This window comes from Yoonia sp. (genome assembly GCF_042093035.1).
Taxonomy (GTDB): domain Bacteria; phylum Pseudomonadota; class Alphaproteobacteria; order Rhodobacterales; family Rhodobacteraceae; genus Yoonia.
Map to the genome: position 1 here is coordinate 20,286 of NZ_JBELFI010000008.1, position 18,634 is coordinate 38,919.

Annotated in this window: 20 protein-coding genes; 6 read left to right on the plus strand and 14 right to left on the minus strand. The window is 57.9% G+C overall.

Features of this window, described 5'->3' with window-relative positions:
• Positions 1-2: 2 nt before the first annotated feature.
• Positions 3-848, minus strand: coding sequence for a zinc-ribbon domain-containing protein (locus ACFDSS_RS02500; RefSeq protein WP_375254181.1), 846 nt, complete (start codon positions 846-848; stop codon positions 3-5).
• A 296-nt stretch (positions 849-1,144) separates the two neighbouring features.
• On the opposite strand from ACFDSS_RS02500, the gene ACFDSS_RS02505 reads away from it, so the two are divergent.
• Positions 1,145-1,918 (plus strand): lysophospholipid acyltransferase family protein, encoded by a 774-nt coding sequence (locus ACFDSS_RS02505; RefSeq protein WP_375254182.1) that lies wholly within the window; start codon positions 1,145-1,147, stop codon positions 1,916-1,918.
• Positions 1,919-1,982: 64 nt separating this feature from the next.
• Here the strand turns inward: ACFDSS_RS02505 and ACFDSS_RS02510 are convergent, their stop codons facing one another.
• Positions 1,983-2,945, minus strand: coding sequence for an acetyl-CoA carboxylase carboxyltransferase subunit alpha (locus tag ACFDSS_RS02510; RefSeq protein ID WP_375254183.1), 963 nt, complete (start codon positions 2,943-2,945; stop codon positions 1,983-1,985).
• Positions 2,946-3,093: 148 nt separating this feature from the next.
• Here ACFDSS_RS02510 and ACFDSS_RS02515 point away from each other — a divergent pair, with 148 nt between their 5' ends.
• A complete protein-coding gene (locus ACFDSS_RS02515) occupies positions 3,094-3,519 on the plus strand; it encodes a hypothetical protein (RefSeq protein ID WP_375254184.1) in 426 nt (141 codons plus the stop codon).
• A gap of 10 nt (positions 3,520-3,529) precedes the next feature.
• Here ACFDSS_RS02515 and ACFDSS_RS02520 read toward each other — a convergent pair whose 3' ends face one another.
• The 4 genes from ACFDSS_RS02520 to smpB all read right to left on the minus strand — a co-directional run bounded on the left by ACFDSS_RS02520 (position 3,530) and on the right by smpB (position 7,236).
• Positions 3,530-4,486, minus strand: a complete 957-nt coding sequence (locus ACFDSS_RS02520; protein ID WP_375254185.1) for an L-malyl-CoA/beta-methylmalyl-CoA lyase — start codon at positions 4,484-4,486, stop codon at positions 3,530-3,532.
• Positions 4,487-4,622: 136 nt separating this feature from the next.
• Entirely contained in the window at positions 4,623-5,807 is a 1,185-nt protein-coding gene (locus tag ACFDSS_RS02525) for an aromatic amino acid transaminase (protein ID WP_375254186.1), read from the minus strand.
• Positions 5,808-5,809: 2 nt separating this feature from the next.
• Positions 5,810-6,673 carry a 3-mercaptopyruvate sulfurtransferase gene (gene sseA, locus ACFDSS_RS02530; protein ID WP_375254187.1) on the minus strand — a complete coding sequence of 288 codons (864 nt, stop codon included), beginning with the start codon at positions 6,671-6,673 and terminating at the stop codon, positions 5,810-5,812.
• Between the two features lie 89 nt (positions 6,674-6,762).
• Positions 6,763-7,236, minus strand: coding sequence for an SsrA-binding protein SmpB (gene smpB, locus ACFDSS_RS02535; protein ID WP_375254188.1), 474 nt, complete (start codon positions 7,234-7,236; stop codon positions 6,763-6,765).
• 75 nt (positions 7,237-7,311) lie between these two features.
• Here smpB and ACFDSS_RS02540 point away from each other — a divergent pair, with 75 nt between their 5' ends.
• Together ACFDSS_RS02540 and ACFDSS_RS02545 are read left to right on the plus strand one after the other, a co-directional pair.
• Positions 7,312-7,755 carry an ion channel gene (locus ACFDSS_RS02540; protein WP_375254189.1) on the plus strand — a complete coding sequence of 148 codons (444 nt, stop codon included), beginning with the start codon at positions 7,312-7,314 and terminating at the stop codon, positions 7,753-7,755.
• A complete protein-coding gene (locus tag ACFDSS_RS02545; protein ID WP_375254190.1) occupies positions 7,752-8,939 on the plus strand; it encodes a winged helix-turn-helix domain-containing protein in 1,188 nt (395 codons plus the stop codon). The genes ACFDSS_RS02540 and ACFDSS_RS02545 overlap by 4 nt, the downstream gene beginning before the upstream one ends.
• A gap of 23 nt (positions 8,940-8,962) precedes the next feature.
• On the opposite strand, the gene dapA is transcribed toward ACFDSS_RS02545, so the two are convergent.
• On the minus strand, positions 8,963-9,835 hold the full coding sequence (gene dapA, locus ACFDSS_RS02550; protein ID WP_375254191.1) for a 4-hydroxy-tetrahydrodipicolinate synthase: 873 nt from the start codon (positions 9,833-9,835) through the stop codon (positions 8,963-8,965).
• Positions 9,836-10,032: 197 nt separating this feature from the next.
• Between dapA and ACFDSS_RS02555 the strand changes: the two genes are divergently transcribed.
• Positions 10,033-11,988 carry a transglycosylase SLT domain-containing protein gene (locus ACFDSS_RS02555; RefSeq protein ID WP_375254192.1) on the plus strand — a complete coding sequence of 652 codons (1,956 nt, stop codon included), beginning with the start codon at positions 10,033-10,035 and terminating at the stop codon, positions 11,986-11,988.
• Here the strand turns inward: ACFDSS_RS02555 and ACFDSS_RS02560 are convergent.
• Positions 11,985-12,848: a DMT family transporter gene (locus ACFDSS_RS02560; protein WP_375254193.1), complete on the minus strand. Its 864-nt coding sequence runs from the start codon at positions 12,846-12,848 to the stop codon at positions 11,985-11,987. The genes ACFDSS_RS02555 and ACFDSS_RS02560 overlap by 4 nt on opposite strands.
• Positions 12,838-13,518 (minus strand): tRNA (5-methylaminomethyl-2-thiouridine)(34)-methyltransferase MnmD, encoded by a 681-nt coding sequence (gene mnmD, locus ACFDSS_RS02565; RefSeq protein WP_375254194.1) that lies wholly within the window; start codon positions 13,516-13,518, stop codon positions 12,838-12,840. The genes ACFDSS_RS02560 and mnmD overlap by 11 nt, the downstream gene beginning before the upstream one ends.
• 47 nt (positions 13,519-13,565) lie before the next feature.
• On the opposite strand from mnmD, the gene ACFDSS_RS02570 reads away from it, so the two are divergent.
• A complete protein-coding gene (locus ACFDSS_RS02570; protein ID WP_375254195.1) occupies positions 13,566-14,570 on the plus strand; it encodes an NAD(P)/FAD-dependent oxidoreductase in 1,005 nt (334 codons plus the stop codon).
• Here ACFDSS_RS02570 and ACFDSS_RS02575 read toward each other — a convergent pair.
• The 5 genes from ACFDSS_RS02575 to ACFDSS_RS02595 form a co-directional block, all read right to left on the minus strand.
• Positions 14,567-15,235, minus strand: a complete 669-nt coding sequence (locus ACFDSS_RS02575) for a cupin domain-containing protein (RefSeq protein ID WP_375254196.1) — start codon at positions 15,233-15,235, stop codon at positions 14,567-14,569. The genes ACFDSS_RS02570 and ACFDSS_RS02575 overlap by 4 nt on opposite strands.
• 318 nt (positions 15,236-15,553) lie before the next feature.
• Positions 15,554-16,201 carry a 3-oxo-tetronate 4-phosphate decarboxylase gene (gene otnC, locus ACFDSS_RS02580; protein ID WP_375254197.1) on the minus strand — a complete coding sequence of 216 codons (648 nt, stop codon included), beginning with the start codon at positions 16,199-16,201 and terminating at the stop codon, positions 15,554-15,556.
• Positions 16,198-17,415 carry a 3-oxo-tetronate kinase gene (gene otnK / locus ACFDSS_RS02585; RefSeq protein ID WP_375254198.1) on the minus strand — a complete coding sequence of 406 codons (1,218 nt, stop codon included), beginning with the start codon at positions 17,413-17,415 and terminating at the stop codon, positions 16,198-16,200. The genes otnC and otnK overlap by 4 nt, the downstream gene beginning before the upstream one ends.
• Entirely contained in the window at positions 17,412-18,197 is a 786-nt protein-coding gene (locus tag ACFDSS_RS02590; RefSeq protein ID WP_375254199.1) for an N-acyl homoserine lactonase family protein, read from the minus strand. Before ACFDSS_RS02590 ends, otnK begins: the two co-directional genes overlap by 4 nt.
• Positions 18,194-18,484 carry a putative quinol monooxygenase gene (locus ACFDSS_RS02595; protein WP_375254200.1) on the minus strand — a complete coding sequence of 97 codons (291 nt, stop codon included), beginning with the start codon at positions 18,482-18,484 and terminating at the stop codon, positions 18,194-18,196. Before ACFDSS_RS02595 ends, ACFDSS_RS02590 begins: the two co-directional genes overlap by 4 nt.
• Positions 18,485-18,634: the final 150 nt, after the last annotated feature.

Genomic DNA, 18,634 nt, shown 5'->3' on the forward strand with positions numbered 1-18,634 from the left:
GCTTAAGTGAAGAGACCGGTGATGGTGTCCAGCGCGAGGTTCAGCGAGCGCCGAAGTTCGTCCATGACAGCAACATAGGTCGTCATTTGCGCACGCCATTCGGGCATTGCGTTCACAATCTCTTCGGCAAAGATGTATGGTCCCACCGCGATGGCGACCAGAAGCAGCACAACAAAGAAACCGCGCCGAAAGCCGCGCCGCTTGCGCCTTACGGTCTGAAGTTCAATCAGACCACCTTGATCTGTGGCCTCGGCGCGGGCGCGCAGCGCTGTGTTTATTTCGGTGATGTCAGGTATCGCGCGTGGATCAGCCTGAGACGCCGCGGCGACGGCAGCAGCCACGGCAGGGCTTTCGCCAGCTAGGGTGCCGCCGCTTTCGACGGTCATCTCTGACACACGGCGCAGCGTTTCCTCGATGTCCTGAGGCTTCAGGTCGCGTGACTTTTGCCGGGTCTGCGTGCTGTAATCTGTCTGTTTGCGCCGTGTTGCTGCTTCCTCTTTCAGGATATTGGCGACCTCAGGATCGACAGCGCGGTGGCGCGGTCCGTCTTTGATCGGCTGATGCTTTGGACCGTCCGTTTGTGCGGCACCCTGCGGGGTATCATGGGCCTGTGACTTTACGACGCTTTGCTGTGAGTCGTAGGTACCCAATCCACGCGATTTTGTCTTTCTCACCGAGGGCATCGGCGTTGACAAAACCCGCGACACCTCACGGCTGACATTTGCCCGCCGCTTGGTCTGGAACCACGTGTGGTCGCAACTCGAACACTGGACATCGCGGCCCCCGCCGGCAAATGTGTCATCGGCAACATTGTACTGTGCATCACAATTCGGACAGATGAGGCGCATCTGATATCCTTTGGATTGAGCCCGCGTTTGGCCCATAGTCTAGCCCCGACCTGTTGCTGATTGCCAGCGTTAAACGTCGTGGGATTCCTGGTGTTGCAGTCAGAACGCATTGAAACCGCGACTGGATTTGGGCAAAAGGCGTCGACGCGCGAAGGAAATACCGTGATTAAACGCGAAAGACGATGGTTTGGATTTGGCGGTATGGCGTGGCTATTGCGGCGACTTGTGCCAATACTGGCCGCAATCGTAAGGTATTTCGCCCCGCGCCCCGCCTTCCGCAAATTAAGGGAACAAACATGAGCACTGCAATTCAATGGGTCCGATCGCTGATCTTCAACGTGCACATGTATGTCGCGCTGTTGGTCGTCGGTATCCTCTATGCGCCTGCGGCCATCATTTCGGCGGATGGTGCCGTTGCGGCTTGCCATGCCTATTGCCGCTACATTCGCTGGAGTGCGTCCTGGATGATCGGCCTCAAATGCGAAATTCGCGGCGAGCCGCCGACAGATGAGGTGATGGTCGCGCCAAAGCATCAGTCTTTCTTTGACGTCTTGATTATTTATGGCGCCATGCCGCGGGGCAAATTCATCTTTAAGGCGATCCTCAAATATGCACCGATAATTGGTCAATTCGGGCTGCGGATCGGGTGCATCCCCGTTGATCGCGGCAAGCGCGGGCAGGCGATTAAGAAGATGGTTGCCGACGTGAAAGCAGGGCGCGCGCGTGCTGGACAATTAATTATCTATCCGCAAGGTACGCGGATCGCGCCGGGCGTGAAGGCGCCCTACAAAATTGGGACCGGTGCGCTCTACCGTGAGCTTGGCCAGCCTTTGGTGCCCGTAGCCACCAATGTCGGCGTGTTCTGGCCCAAGCGCGGTGTGCTGCGCAAGCCAGGAATAGCCGTCTTTGAATTTCTGCCAAGAATTGAACCGGGGTTGGAGGTCTCTGACTTCATGGCGCGGCTGGAAAACGAAATTGAGGCCGCGTCGGATCGTCTGAACAAAGAGGCTGGTTTTCATAGCACAACAAATGATGCCGATTTGGAGGCGCGCGCGCCCAAGACCATGTAGTGTCCAGCGTAGATCCAAATTGTTGTTATTGTGCCCCACTACGGACCCACAAGATGGCAAAATCTTAGGCCGCGAGACCCTTTGAGCCGAGTTGAAGGTATTTGCTCCGTCGGTCGCTGCGCAGTTTATCTCCGGACAGATCACGCAGTTCATTGACCATCTGAATAAGCGCTTCACCGACAGATTTGATCGCTTCAGCGCTATCGCGATGTGCCCCGCCGCGTGGTTCAGCGATAATACGGTCACAAACGCCCAATTCATGGAGGTCTTTCGAGGTCAACCGCAGGGCTTCGGCAGCTTCGCGCATCTTTTCGGCGTCTTTCCACAAGATCGACGCGCACCCTTCGGGGCTGATGACCGAATAGATCGAATGCTCCAGCATGGCGACACGGTTAGCGGAAGCAAATGCAACCGCCCCGCCCGAGCCGCCTTCACCGATCACAACGCTAATTAACGGCACCTTCAACGCGAGGCATTTTTCCGTCGAACGCGCGATGGCCTCCGATTGGCCACGCTCTTCTGCGCCCTTGCCGGGATATGCGCCGGGGGTGTCAACCAGAGTGATGACGGGCAGACCAAAGCGATTGGCCAATTCCATCAACCTAATCGCTTTGCGGTAACCTTCGGGCCGCGCCATGCCAAAATTGCGTTCAATGCGTGATTTCGTGTCGTCGCCTTTTTCATGGCCAATCACCATCACGGGCATCCCGTCCAAACGCGCAATGCCGCCCATCACGGCATGGTCGTCAGCAAAGTTGCGATCGCCTGCAAGTGGTGTGTATTCGGTAAACAATGCCTGAATGTAGTCTTTGCAATGCGGACGCTGCGGGTGGCGTGCAACCTGACATTTGCGCCAAGGGGTCAATTCCGCATAAAGCGACGTGAGCAGATCATCGGCCTTTTTGTCCAATGCGCTGGCCTCTTTCGCGATATCCATCTCAGGATTGTCGCGCGCCATCGCACGGAGCTCTTCGGCCTTGCCTTCGATCTCGGCAAGCGGTTTTTCAAAGTCGAGGTATTGGGTCATGCGGGTCGCGGCCTTGTTGCGTCAACTCAAGAATATATGACGTAAGCATGGGGCAAGTGCAACGCCGAGGGGACGCCTGAAGATTGTTGTTTACATCCAATCCGGTACTGCGGGATACTTCGATGACTTTCAAGATAGAGGAAAATCCATGCGTACTCTTGGACTAATTGTTGCAATCGCTCTCTTTGTGGGGGCGCCTGCACATGCCCAATCCATAGTCTTCGGTGATGACAGCAGTGAATGGGCCAAAGACGGCGAGTGCGACGACGGGCGGTTTACCGGGCCGGGCCTGACGTCAACGCCACTATTGCAAGAAGATGTGCTGGCGGACGCGACCGATTGTCGTAACGCCTTCAAAGCCGGCAGGTTGCGCTTGCTGGGTGTCGCGTCTGACGGAAAGATCGACTTTGGTAATGACAGTAGCGATTGGTCAAATGACGGCGAATGCGATGATATGCGGTTTGCCGGGCCAGGCATGACCCAGACCCCGCTTTTGCAAGAGGATATCATGCGCGACGCTAGCGATTGCCGAGATGGCTACGCTAACGGTCGCTTGACGCTCGCCGGTCAATGAAGGCTGGCACCTAGCCCGCGATCATCTCGGATTGGCGGACAATCACCTCTGCCTGCTTGATCGAAGCGATATCGACCAACCGGCCTTTGTAGACGGTAGCACCTTCACCGCGCGCCTTGGCATCTTCCATCGCGGCAAGGATTTCGCGCGCCTCCGCGACGGCTGCGTCGGATGGTGTGAAGACTTCGTTGGCCAATGCGATTTGTTTGGGGTGGATCGCCCATTTGCCGACCATCCCCAATGTCGCAGAGCGTTTGGCCTGCGCGCGATAACCTTCGTCATCGCTGAAATCACCAAACGGCCCATCGACCGGCAGCACACCATGCGTTCTGCATGCAGCGACAATCGCCGTCTGCGCCCAATGCCAAGGATCGGAGTAGTGGCGGTTTTCACCGTGCAGCATAAAGTAGTTTTCCTGCGTGCCACCGATACCCGTCGTCTGCATCCCCATGGAGGCCGCAAAGTCAGCGGCACCGAGGCTCATCGCGGCCATACGCGGTGAACTGGCGGCGATTTCCTCAACATGGGCGATGCCAGCTGCGGATTCGATGATGACCTCAAAACTGATGGGCTTCGTGCGGCCCTTGGCGGTTTCAATCGCAGTGACCAAAGCATCGACAGCATAAACGTCGGCCGCACAACCGACCTTCGGGATCATGATCTGGTCGATCCGGTCGCCCGCCTGCTCCATTAGGTCCACGACATCTTTGTACCAATAAGGCGTATCGAGACCGTTGATGCGGACGGACAGATATTTGCTGTTCCAGTCGACGTTATTGATGGCCCGAATGACATTCGCGCGGGCGCTGTCCTTGTCCGAAGGCGAGACGCTGTCTTCAAGGTCAAGGTTGATAACATCCGCCGCACTTGCCGCCATTTTCTCAAACAATTTGGTGTTTGAGCCGGGACCAAACAACTGGCAGCGGTTTGGGCGGGCAGGCGGTGTGGGTTGCAAGCGGAATGACATTTCTGGCTCCTTGGCGAATGATAATTACATAATTGTCGCCGGAACGGGTATATTATTGCGCAAGCGCTCACAAGCCATATTTGCGACCGCAGCATAGAAACGCTGCGGTGCAGAAGGAAGTTCTGGGATTTCCTGCCTAGATGCCCGCGTCAACAATCGCCTTCGCAAGGATTGGCACGGTTTGCGCATTCAGTCCGGCGATATTCATCCGGCTGTCGCCCACCATGTAAATCCCGTGTTCGGCGCGGAGTTTCTCCACCATTTCCGGCGTCGTTCCGAGACGGCTGAACATACCCCGGTGATGTGCCAGAAAGTCAAACCGGTCGCTATTGGTCAGGCGTTTGAGCTCATCCGCCAGCTGCTGGCGCAAAGCCAGCATACCGTTTCGGGTTTCTTCCAGTTCTGCTTCCCAATCAGCGCGCAAGTCGGGGTCTTGCAGGATCGTTGTGACAACGCGCGCGCCATGATCGGGTGGAGAGGAGAAGTTCTGACGGTTCAAGAACGCAAGGTTCTGCTGCGTTATTCCCTGTTGATCGGCATCTTTGGCAATCGCCATCAAGATGCCGGTCCGCTCACGGTAGATGCCGAAGTTCTTGGAACAACTTGCGGCGATCAGGCAGTTATCAAAGCTGCGGGCGATCAGGCGTGTGATCCTGGCGTCTTCCGCCAGCCCGTCTCCAAAGCCTTGATAGGCGATGTCCACGAACGGAACAGCACGCTTTTTCTGCATCACGCCGATGACCTGCGCCATTTGTTCGTATGACAGGTTTGCGCCGGTCGGATTATGGCAGCAGCCGTGCAGTAGTACCACGTCACCCTCTGATAGGTTCTCAAGATCGGACATCAATCCTTCAAAATCCACACCGCGCGTTTCGCTGTCGAAGTAGCGGTATTCGGCCATGTTCATGCCAAGGTACTTTATGATCGAAGGGTGGTTTGGCCATGTGGGGTTAGACAGCCAGACGGTCGCTTTCTGAGCTGCCAGTCGAACCAACTCAAGCGCTTGGCGAATTGCGCCTGTGCCACCGGGTGTTGCTACTGCAGCGACACGCGCGCGCGCAACGCTGTCGCCCAGCACCAGATCAATCATGACTTCGCTGAATGCCGGATCGCCAGCGATCCCTGTGTATGCTTTGGAGGTCTGATCGGCGACAAGCCGACGCTCGGCCTCTTTCACGGCGCGCATAACCGGCGTATTGCCAGTGGCATCCTTATACACACCGACCCCGAGGTCGATCTTGTCTGGACGTGTCTCCGCTTTGAATTCCGCGATGAGTGCCAGGATTTTATCGGCAGGTTGGGCGGATAGGTTTTCCAGCATATTTAAGCTCCGGTAGCGATTGGAAGATCGGCGTACATGCCCCATTCGGACCACGAGCCATCGTAAAGGGAATGATCGGTCTTGCCGATCCTTTCAAGCGCAAGCGCCAGCACGGCGGCGGTAACACCAGACCCGCAGGTCGTGATCGCAGGCTTTTGCAGGTCAACGCCTGCATCCTGAAACACAGTGCGCAACGCGGTTGCTGGCTTCATAGTGCCATTGGCATTCAAGAGGGTCTTGTAGAATACATTCTTCGCATTCGGGATATGACCAGAGCGCATCCCCGGGCGCGGCTCAGGTGCTTCGCCACGGAAACGGGCGGGCGCGCGGGCGTCGATGATGCTGTGATCGCCCAGCTTTGCGGCACGGGCCACATCAGTGACGTCACGGACACGGTGCCCTTCGAATTTCACGGTCATATGCCGGTCGCGGATCGTCGGCGCATCAGACGTGACGGGCCGCCCCTCAGCCAGCCATTTGGGCAAACCACCATCCAGCACGGCGATATTTTTCTGACCCATCAGGCGGAACAGCCACCAGACACGGGCCGCTGAAAACAGTCCCAGCCCGTCATAGACCACAACCTGATGGCCATCACCGACACCCATCGCACGCATCCGCGACATGAATTTTTCGACCGGCGGGGCCATATGTGGCAGCTCTGATCGGCCATCGCTGATATCGTCAATGTCAAAAAAGCGGGCGCCGGGAATGTGCTGGGCGGCATATTCGTTTTCTGCGTCACGGCCTGCATCCGGCAGATACCATGTGGCATCAAATATCCGCAGATCAGGATCCTTCAGGTGGGCTGCCAGCCAATCCGTGCTGACAAGCGTTTTGGGATCATCAGGTGTGGTTGCGGTCATGGCGCAGTCCCCTCAGAGCGTTCAGGGCAACGGGTAACGCGCAGACCCCCTAAAAACAAGAGGAATGGCGCCGGTTTAAAGGGAAACTCCTATTCACCGTGGCGCAGCAGACGCTGCTTTTGCCGACCCCAATCGCGCTTTGCCTCTGTCTGACGTTTGTCGTGGTTCTTTTTGCCTTTTGCGATGGCGATTTTCAGCTTCACCAGTCCGCGATCATTGAAGTACATCACCAATGGCACAAGGGTCATGCCCTCGCGCTTGGTTGCGTTCCACAGCCGCGCCAATTCGCGTTTGCCGACAAGCAGCTTGCGCTTGCGTCGTTCTTCATGGCTGAACATCGCGCGGTCGTAGGGGGCGATATAGGCGTTGGTTAACCAAAGCTCACCGTCGTCAACGCTGGCATAGCTGTCAGCGATATTTGATTGGCCTGTACGCAGGGACTTCACTTCAGAGCCGGTCAGGATGATGCCGACTTCCAAATCATCTTCGATTGCATAATCATACCGCGCACGGCGATTTTCAGAGACGACTTTGTAGTTTTTGTTTTCGGGTTTCTTGGCCATAGTGAGCAGCAGATAGGCGAAGGGACGCGCTGGCACAAGATGCGCCGGATCGTTGCCCCCTCAGGGAGAATGCGGATGTTGATACAAATTGCCCTCGGGAGTGTACTGTTGATCTTATCGGTGATGATCGCAGGGTCGAGCCTCTGGCTGTTGGAATGGCGCATGACGCTGATGCGCCCATGGCTGGCGCGCGCGCCGCATCGTCCAAAACTGATCCTGGTGCTTTGTATCGCGGCGCTTTGGGTGTTGCTGCAAATGACGCTCGCGGTGTGGATTTGGGCATTCACCTTGCTGGCGTTGGGTATTTTCGAGACATTGGAGCTTTCGGTCTACTTCGCTCTCGTTGCGTTCACGACTTTGGGCTTCGGTGACATCCTGTTGCCGGTGGAATGGCGGCTGCTTGGGGGAATGGCCGCGTTGAACGGCCTGTTGAACATCGGGTTGGTCACGGCTGCGATGGTTGAAATGCTGCGGCAATTGCGTATCCAACATATCGCGATTGAGAAAGCGGACACATGAATGTACCGGTCCTGCGCAATAGCGCAGCGCGGCGTCTGTTTCTCGCCAAGCATCGGCTCGCGACACGGCCTTCCGGTGCGGGCAAGGGTGCTGACCTGAAAGGGGTGATCGGCGATCTCGGCTTTGTGCAGCTTGACAGCGTGAACACCTTCGCCCGTGCGCATGATTTGACCCTCTGGTCGCGCAGGCAACAATACCGACCCAAGGCGCTTGGCGCCTTGTTGCATCGCGATCGTCAGCTTTTCGAACATTGGACGCATGACGCAGCCATCATCCCGATCGAAAGCTTTGCCCATTGGCGGTTGCGGTTTTCGCGTGATGAGGCCCGCCTTTCGTCCAGATGGAAGGAATGGCGGCGCGATGATTTCCACGGCAAAATTGATGAAGTGCTGCGCCGGATATCTGACGGCGGCGCATGTACCTCCGGTCAGGTAGGCAGTGGCGAAAGCCGTGGATCAGGTGGCTGGTGGGATTGGCATCCGTCCAAAACCGCCTTGGAGTATCTTTGGCGCTCTGGTCAGCTATCTGTCGTGAAACGCGAAGGGTTCACCAAGGTCTACGATTTGACAGAGCGGGTTATCCCGTCTGAACACCTCAATCGCCGCCCCCACCCGCAAGAGACAATTGACTGGTGCTGTGCCGGGGCGCTGGACCGATTGGGCTTTGCTACAAGCGGAGAGCTGGCAGCATTCTGGGATCATGTCACCCCGGCAGAGGCCAAGGCATGGTGCAGGGCTGCATTGGCAGACCGACAGATCATCGCAATTGACGTCGAAAGCTCTGATGGAAAGCTGCGGCGGTCCTTTGCCCGGCCCGATGTCATGGATGGCGCCGAGCAAGAACCGGTCCCGCGCGTCCGCGTGCTATCCCCATTTGACCCCGCATTGCGCGATCGAAAACGGGCAGAACGACTTTTCGGGTTTCACTACCGGATCGAGATTTTCGTCCCTGCGCCAAAACGGAAATATGGCTACTATGTTTTTCCCGTCATCGAAGGGGACAGGATCATCGGGCGTATCGATATGAAGCGCCATGGCGACCGACTTGTCGTGCGCGCGTTCTGGCCTGAGGGCGGGGTGAAGATGGGTGCGGGGCGCACAAAGGCACTGACAGCAGAACTGGAACGCGCCGCAGCCTTCGGGGGATGCGGCGCGTTGGAAATTGCCGATGACTGGATCAGGTAAGGCAGATCACGATCCACCTTGCGTCAGTTGAGCAATCCGGCGTGCACCATAGCAGCGCGTATCTTTTGCTTGGTCGGCTCTGTCAGCCCAACCAAGGGAGAGCGGACATCTTCGCGGCACATCCCCAGCAAGGACATTCCGTATTTCGCGCCAACCAAACCGGGTTCTGTAAAGACGGCCTCGTGCAAGGGCATCAGGCGATCCAATTGCGTCAGTGCGGCGGCATAGTCACCCGCCAATGTGCTTTCCTGAAATCTCGCGATCAGCTTGGGGGCGATGTTTGCCGTGACGGATATGCAGCCAACGCCGCCATGCGCATTGAACCCCAGCGCCGTTGCATCCTCACCAGAAAGTTGCACGAAATCGGGCCCGCAACGCATCCGTGTTGCAGGCACGCGCGACAGATCGGCGGTTGCGTCTTTCACGCCGATAATCATCGGGTGCTTGGCCAGTTGTGCCATTGTGTCTGGCGTCATATCGACGACTGAACGGGGAGGGATGTTGTAGATCACGATCGGCAAACCGCAGTCGGCCGCCGCTGTGAAATGCGCGATCAAACCTGCCTGCGTCGGTTTGTTGTAGTAGGGTGTGACCACCAGTGCCGCATCCGCACCGGCGGCTTTGGCCGCTTTGACCAGACGCACTGTTTCTGCGGTGTTGTTGGATCCTGCGCCTGCGATGACGGGAATACGGCCATCGGCCTCTGTCACGACAGTTTCGACCACCAGATCATGTTCCGCATGGCTCAACGTCGGGCTTTCGCCGGTTGTGCCCACCGGCACCAAACCACGGCTGCCCTGATCCACATGCCAATTCACAAGTTTTTTCAGCGCGTCCACGTCAACTTTGCCGTCCGCAAACGGCGTGACGAGGGCGGGGAGTGATCCCTTGAACATGGCACGCTTCCTTCTTGTTGGTGGCCGGGTATGGCCAATGGTAAAATCGCGCGGACACTAGGGCCTGCGCGCAAATCCTACAAGCCCCAGAGTACCACATTGCGTTGTCGGTTTCCCGCCGATTGTCAGTATTGTGAGTTGCCATGTCACGCGTGGCGACTAACTTGTGAAAAAAGCAAAAGAGCAGGATATGACGAATGCGGCTATTGGTCGGACTGGCGATATGGACGCTGGCGGCAGTGCCAGTCCACGCACAAAGCGTTGATCCTGAAGGGATTGCCGCCATCGAAGCCACGGGCGAGGATTGGGATATTGCTTATGCGCTTGCCGCAAATGCACAGCCACTGGCGGCAGATGCCGTCACCTGGCTGCGCTTGCGGGCGGGCGATGCCATCTTTGCCGAATACCGCGCATTTGCAGCAGCACATCCCGACTGGCCGGGTTTGCGCGAGCTGTGGCGCGCCTCTGAGGAGGTGATTGACGAAGGGGTTGAAGTGCCGGCAGACGTGATCTCCTGGTTCGCTCAAGTGGCCCCGCAAACGGGAATTGGTGCGGTGCGGTACGCGCAGGCGCTGATCCAAACAGGGGACACCGAAGGCGCACGCGCGGCTTTGCGCGATGCCTGGATTAATCTGCGCCTGACCGAAGAAGGCCACGATGCTATGGTTGCCGCCTTCGGGGACATGCTTTCCCCCTACCATATGGCGCGCAGTGAGCAGTTGTTATGGCGCTCTCGCAGGGCAGAGGCCGAATGGATGCTGGACCTTCTGGCGCCTGACGACCGCGCCCTGATCGCTGCAAGAATAGGGTATCTTCTGCGCGCCGGCGACCTGCCCCAGCGTGTTGCCGCGATCGCGACGGACCGCCGCGATGATGCGGGCCTCGCCTATGACCGCTTTTTGTGGCTCGCACGGCGTGGCGAGCGGTCGGAAGCCGTAGCGATGTTGCTTGCACGTTCGACCAGCGCTGCCGCCATGCAAGAGCCGTTTCGCTGGTCAGGCTGGCGCCGTGTCCTGGCGCGTTGGGAGATGCGCGAAGGACGTGCGGAACAGGCTTATGCCGTGGCGTCCCGGCACCAGCTAACCGATGGGGCGTCCTATGCGGATCTGGAGTGGTTGTCCGGCTATATTGCGCTGACGTATCTGGGCGATCCGGCACAGGCCTTGGTGCATTTTGACAACGCTCTGGCAGTCTCAGGCAGCCCGATTTCCTTGGGGCGGATGCAATATTGGCGCGGACGCACATTTGAGGTGAAGGGCGACATAGATCAGGCAACGCTTGCTTATGGTGCGGCCGCCGCGCATCAAACCAGCTTCTACGGCTTGCTGGCCTCTGAGAAGATCGGGCGCCCGCTGGAAGATAGCCTGGCCGGAACCAGGGTCGATATGTCCAACGCGCCGGTCTTTGAAAATGAAGTCGTACAGGCCGGTTTACTCCTGCTGGCTGGCGGGGAACGCGGCGCTGCGGTGACGTTCTTCGCGGCGCTGGGACGCAGTCTGGATGCGGATAGTCTTGCCGCGCTGGGCCAGCATCTGAACGATATCGATGAGGAATATTACGCGCTGTTGCTGGCGAAAAGAGCGGTGACGCGTGGTATCTTGATCCCCGAAATCTATTTTCCGATCCATGATCTGGCAGAGATGGATTTGCCCGTTGATGCATCAATCGCCCTGTCCATTGCGCGGCGTGAAAGCGAGTTTAACATCGGGATCGGTAGTCCTGTCGGTGCGCTGGGGCTGATGCAGGTCATGCCAGCAACCGCGCAAGAGGTCGCGGGCGGTCTGGGCTTGCCTTATTCCAAACCGCGTTTGACCAGCGATTGGGAGTATAATGCAACCCTTGGGGCAGCCTACCTCGCCTTTCTAACCGAGGAATTTGGACCGACGCCTGTCATGATCGCTGCGGGATACAATGCCGGTCCGGGCCGTCCGGCGCAGTGGATATCTGAACGCGGTGATCCACGTTTGCGCGAAATGGATATCGTTGATTGGATCGAACACATCCCGTTTCGCGAAACGCGGAACTATGTGATGCGTGTCACCGAAAGCATCCCGATATATCAAGCGCGTCTGACCGGCATCACGGGATCGGTGCGTTTTACCGATCTGTTGTTGGGGTCAAAGCCGTTGCTGCGTCCCGTTGCGCGCCCCTAGGCGGTCTTTTTGGCCCGCCAGAGCGTAAACAAACCCGCACCAACGACAATCGCGGCTCCCACAGCCACATTCGGACGCAATGTTTCGCCCAGCAGGAATATCCCGATTGCACTGGCGAAAACCAATTGCAGGTAGGCAAACGGTTGCACCGCGCTTGCCTCTGCGACCTCGTAGGTTTTGATAAGCAGCCAATGGCCGGCGGCTCCAGTAATACAAAGTGCTGCCATCCAACGCCAATCGGCGGCCGTCATCGGCTCCCAAAACCACACACCTGCAAGTGTCATCACCACAGCCCCAGAGGTGCCGGTCCAGAAAAACGAAGTGGCGGTGCTGTCTTTGCGCGCGGCATAGCGGGTGAGCAAGCCGTAAAGCGCAAACATGAACGCAGAGGCGAGCGGAACAGCGGCGGCGGGCGCAAACACAGTGTAGCCGGGCTGAAGAACAACCAGCACACCGATAAACCCGATGCCAATTGCCACCCACCTGCGCCAGCCGACGTTTTCGCCCAGCACGGGGCCGGATAGGGCGGCGATCAAGAGCGGGTAGCTGGCAAATATCGCGTGGCTTTCGACCAGACCAAGCAGGACAAAGGCGCTGACCATCACGCAAATCTCAACGGCGAGCAGCGTGCCGCGTGTGATCTGCAAGATCGGTTGCCTGGTTGCGGCAGCCGCGCGGATGGACCCTGATTGGCGCGTCGCTATGGTGATGACGAAGGCGGCAAAAAACCAATAGCGGATCATCACAATCATAATGACGTTGTAGGTTTCAGCCAGATGCCGGGAAATCCCGTCCTGCACCGCAAAGACGAAAGTTGTCGCGATCATCAACACAATGCCCAGGCGCTGATTATTCTGCATCTGCCATCCTTGCCGAGGTCATGTGGCGCTTTCGACCAAAGCCCGCCGATCTGGTGACGATAAAACCGGCATCCTGCAAGGCCCTGCGAATGTGCCCGGCGGCACTATAGGTCGCAGCAGTGCCCTTCGCTTTGGTATGCACCCCGACCGCCGACAGCAACGCGGGCTCCCATAATTGCGGGTTCTTTGCAGGTGAAAAACCATCGAGATACCACGCGTCCGCTTGGCCGTCCCACAGCGGGACAGTTTGTCGGGCATCACCTTTGATAACATGCAAGGTGACGCGCTCAGCAATTGAGACAGCGCTCCTTTGCGGGTCCCAAATGGCCAGCAGTCTGTCTGCGTAGAATTGTAACCGCGGGAACTGAGCGAGTGCCTCGCGCATGTCATCCACCGCCATCGGAAACGCCTCGAAAGAGGTGAAGTGCAAGGTGCCAGCTGCGCCCGCTGCTTCCCACACAGCCCAGGTCACCAAAAAATTCAGACCGGTCCCGAAGCCAAGCTCTGCCACTTGAAAGTCACCGCCAAAGCGCGCGGGAAGGTCGTTGCCACCCAAGAACACATGGGTCGTTTCGGCAACGCCATCATCGAGCGAATAATACGGATCATCAAAAGCCGCCGCGATGGGCACGCCATTGCGCCAGTCTAGTTTTGCTGTCTGGTCTGTCATGGCCCCGTGCCTTAAGTCTGGCCCATCATTGGGCAGAAGGGCGCGGAATGGCAACGATTGATGTGACTGTGATGGGGGCGGGTGTATTCGGGCTGTCGGTGGCCTATGCCTGCGCGTCGCGCGGTGCCGCGGTTCAAGTGATTGACCCTAATGGCGTGGCCGCTGGCGCAAGTGGCGGGCTGGTCGGCGCGTTGGCCCCGCATGTGCCTGAAAACTGGAATGACAAAAAGGCCTTTCAATTTGAAAGCCTGATGATGGCAGAAAGCTTCTGGTCGGAAGTAGCTGCGCTGGCGCAGGCTGAAGTTGGCTACGTGCGCTCAGGCCGCCTGCAGCCTTTGGCGGATGATCGCGCGGTTGCGCTTGCGCGGATGCGTGCGAAAACCGCACAGGGCCTTTGGCAAGGTAAGGCAGTTTGGCAGGTGCAGCCATCGGGTGACGCGACATGGATGCCGCCCTCTCCAACCGGCTATGTGGTTCACGACACGCTTTCTGCACTGATCCATCCCCGACGCGCGACGCGTGCGTTGGCCGATGCGGTTGTCGCGCAGGGTGGCCGGGTTGTGAAAGCGGGGGCACCCCAAGGACAAGTCGTCTGGGCCACTGGTTGGTCCGGAATGAAGGACATCGGCGGCAACGGTGTCAAAGGCCAGGCTGCATTGCTGCGCCACGATGCAGGCGGGCAACCGCAGCTATTTGCAGACGCGCTGCACATTATTCCGCATCTGGACGGCACGGTGGCGGTGGGGTCCACCTCTGAACGCGACTTCGACGCGCCTTTTGAGGTTGATGCGGCGTTGGATGATGTTTTGGCGCGCGCGTTTCGCGCGTTTCCCGTGCTGGCAGGGGCACAGGTCATCGCGCGCTGGGCTGGCGTGCGGCCACGCAGCAAGAGCCGCGCGCCAGTCTTGGGGGCGCATCCGACGAAGCCGGGCGCGTTTATTGCCAACGGCGGTTTCAAGATCGGCTTCGGGATGGCGCCAAAAGTGGGAGATGTCATGGCAGATCTGATCCTTGAGGGGCGCGATACTATTCCCGACGGTTTTCGCGCCTAGGTCGTTGGCGCTTTCGCAAAGAGCAAGTGACCCGTCTTGATCCAGATTTGCGCGCCCGTATCTCCGGCTTTGAGGACCAAAGGCGCACCTTCGGGCAGCCGCAACCAGTCATGGCGGCCCAGTGTGTCATCGCTTTCAGAAGCGGTGCCCGACATCATCAGAAGTTCGGTACCGCCGGTTGGGGTTTCGACAACCGATTGATGCGGGGCGAGTGACAGAAGGCGGACTGTTTCACGGGCATCGCTGTGTAGAAGTTGCGTCTGTACCCGGTTCTCATCCGTTGCCAGACCAATCGCCATTTCCCTGCGGAATTGAGTGCGGTCATCGGGATCAAATTGCCAGAGCTTCACGAAAATCGTGCATCCCTCTGCGGCACCCGGCGTATGTGTCGTTGTTGGCGGATTGCGCACATATGTGCCTGCCGGGTAGTCCCCATGTTCATCCTGAAACACACCTTCAAGCACGATGAATTCTTCGCCGCCCGAATGGGTATGCGCAGAAAACTGGCTGCCGGGGGCATAGCGCACAATAGAGGTCGCGCGCGCCACCTCATCCCCGATCCGGTCAAGCATGAGGCGGTCAACACCGGGCATGGGTGAGGCGACCCAGGGCATATTCGCTGTCTTGAGTAGGATCCGTTTCGTGAAGTCAGCGTTCAGTTCCATGTGGCCTCCGGCATCGTGTTTGCGTCAGGTCGCGGGCAGTTGCAGATCGTCGCATCGGGTGGCGCCGCTTTTCAATTGGTAGCGCGGCATATCAGCGATGTCATGCAGATCGCGAACAATCGGTTTGCACGCTTTAGTGAGTGAACACGGATGTCAGCGGAGTTTGGACGTTTGTGTCGGCTTTCTCAAGTGCGACGGTTCTGAGCGAGAGCGAAACGCCACAAGTCTTCTGCAATGTCAGCGCTGTCGGAGCCCTTTGCGCCCCCGGGGTCGGGGCTTTCGATGTCACTGCAACGTTTGGTCGGATCGAGACAGGCGCTAATCGTAGTCAACGTCGAACTGCTTCACGACTTGGGCAACTTGCGCATCGGTCATTCCAATTGCATCAAGGTTGCGGGTGAGAATGGCGAGCTTTGCGTTCTCTTCCAATTCTTCCATCGCAAAAACAGCGGCCTCCAAGGTTTTTCCGGCCACCACAGGCCCGTGATTTGCCAACAAAACAGCACTTCTGCGCCCGGCCAATCCGCGCACTGCTTCGCCCATGGCCGGATCTCCGGGCAGGAAAAACGGCAACAGCTTCACCTTGCCGAGGCGCATGATCGTATAAGGTGTCAGTGGCGGGAGCACGTTTTCAGGGTCAATATCAGCAAGCATGGAGAGGGCAACCGAATGCGTCGGATGCAAATGTACGACGGCCCCTGTCGTGGCGCGCGTGTCGTAGAATGCGGTGTGCAGGCTAACTTCCTTTGTGGGCGGATCACCTGAAATGAGCACGCCTGACGGGTCTAATCGGCTGATCTGTGCTGGATCAAGAAAGCCCAGTGCGCGCCCGGTTGGTGTGACCAAAATGCTGCCGTCTGGCAGGCGCAGCGAGATATTGCCCGACGCGCCGCAAGTTAACCCACGATCAAAGATTGACCTGGCGAATAGGGTAATGTCGTCGCGGGCTTTGGCTTCATCGCTCATGTTTCGTTTTCCATGTCCTGCAGGGCTGTCCTGAAGAAATCCGTGTCGCCGAAGTTACCGGATTTCAACGCGAGCGCCATATCGGCGTGTCGCAGGGCTGGAACGCCGTTTGCCAGTTTCGGGCCGATCAGCAAAACCTTGGCTTGCAAGCCCGTCACAACCGCGCCGGAGGTTTCACCCCCTGCCACTACCATCCGCTTGATCCCGCGATCTGCCAGGGCAGCAGCTAGATCAGAGAATAACCCTTCGATTTTATGTGCCACCGCGTCGCGTCCAAAGTCAGATTGTGCCCTGGCGACGACGTCGGGATCGGCGGATGAATAGACCATAGGCGTCTGCGATTGATCTATCACCCAATCGGCAAGGCTGCTTGCATCCAACGCGCCTGAAATGACGGCTTCGGCCGTGATTTCGCATGACGGGCCGGTCTGTTGGAAATCCGCGACCTGCGCGCGGGTTGCATAGCTGCAAGAGCCCGAGAGCACCACCGCTTTGCCGGCCACAGGGTCCCAGTCCGGTGTACGCGGTTTGGCACCAAAATTCGCAGGTAAACCCAGCGCGATACCGGAGCCACCCGTCAGCAGCATTTCGCCCTTTGCGGCGGCTCCGATGGCCAGTAAATCAGCATCCGTAATGGCATCTACGATCATCATGGCCGGGTCTTTTGGCAGCGCGGATCTGATCGCCCTTTTCCCTTTTGAAACAGTCGTATAGTCGATATGGCCGACAGGCCATGCTGTTTGCTGCCCCAGCACACGACGCAGATCAGAGTCTGTCATGGGTGTCAGCGGGTGATCCTTCATCGGGCTGTCACTCAGCAGTTTGTCGCCGACAAAAAGATGCCCCATGTAGACACTGCGCCCATTGGCCGGAAAGGCCGGACAGACCAACACATGCGGCGCGTGCATATGCGCGGCCAGAGCCTGCGTCACATGCCCGATATTGCCTTCATCAGTACTGTCGAAAGTCGAACAAATCTTATAGATGATCTGCTCGGCCCCTTGGGCGCGCAACCAGTCGCAGGCCGCAATGGCCTGTGCGATTGCTTCTACCGCCGGCACCGTGCGGATTTTGAGCGCGACGACGCCAGCCTCCACATCCGATGGTTGCTCCGGCACGCCGACGAACTGCGCAGTGCGCAAGCCCCCTTCGGCGAGTGTAAGCGCGATGTCGGATGCGCCGGTGAAATCGTCTGCAATAACACCAATTTTCATGGAGCGCGGCCTTTGTCCAAGCGGGTGATATGGGGGGCAATGTCCTGCGGGAAAAGGTGTGTGACCAGCGGGTCATGGCCGGGAATGATGAGTGACGCATCAGATGCCAAATGGTAAAGCGTGTCATAGCCATCCAGCATATTTTGGACGTCGACGACAATTGGAAAGGGTTTGCGCGCTTCAAAATTTTCATAATAATGCGCCGCATCAGATGCCAGTACCATCCAGCCTGCGCTTGTCCTGACACGTACGATTTGCAGTCCGCGGGAATGGCCGCCAACGCAATGCACTGTCACCCCTTCTGCCACTTCGCCGTCGCCATCATGGAACACAAGTTTCCCGCTGTAGAGCCGTTTGACCGCTTCACAGACGTGCCCGGCGGTAAATGGCATCCGCAATGTGTCGTGGCACATGCATGGACCGGTGGCGAATGCCATCTCTGCTGCTTGCAAATGGAGTATGGCGTTTGGGAATAGATGCAGCCCGCCTGCATGGTCGTAGTGCAGGTGGGTCACGATGAGGGTGGTTATATCCTCAGGTCGCAAACCCATCGGTGCGAGCGCGTCATGAGGGTTCATGCGGATCGGACGCTGGCGTGCTGCAGCTTCTTTGTCGTCATAGCCCGCATCAACCAAAATCACCTCAGCCCCTCGGCGCAAGACCCACATGAAGTAGTCCATTGGATGGGGCGCATCGTGGTTGTCGTCGAAAACAAAGCTGTCAGCACGGACGCGCGCATTGCGGTCTGCGTACTTGACGGCGTGGACTTCCCAAACGCTCATTGCGCGACCTCCGACCATGTCTGAACCTCTTTCGCGGCGATCATCGGTTTCACTGCCGCATCAAATGCTTTGAAATGGGCGCTTATCAAATGTTCATCAAATGCTGATCGGTCGGCATAAAGTTCATAGAGGAAAACTTCATCAGGCTTGGTTTCATCCGCCAGCACGTCGAACTGCAGACAATCCTGCTCTTGCTGCAAAGATCTTCGCGCATTGGCCTGCATCAAGGGTAGGAAGTCCGCCATCCGGCCGGGTTCGAGCCTGAAACTCACACACACTGCATACATCGCCTTCCCTTTCCCCAATCTCCAAACAAGGTGACCGATCACATGCATCCACGCAATCGTCTTTGGCAGCCCTGCATGACAACCAAGGTTCTGCCTTGGTATAGAGCTGATTTCATGTAGAGATTGCCAAGAAGATCGCACAGCTGGGGA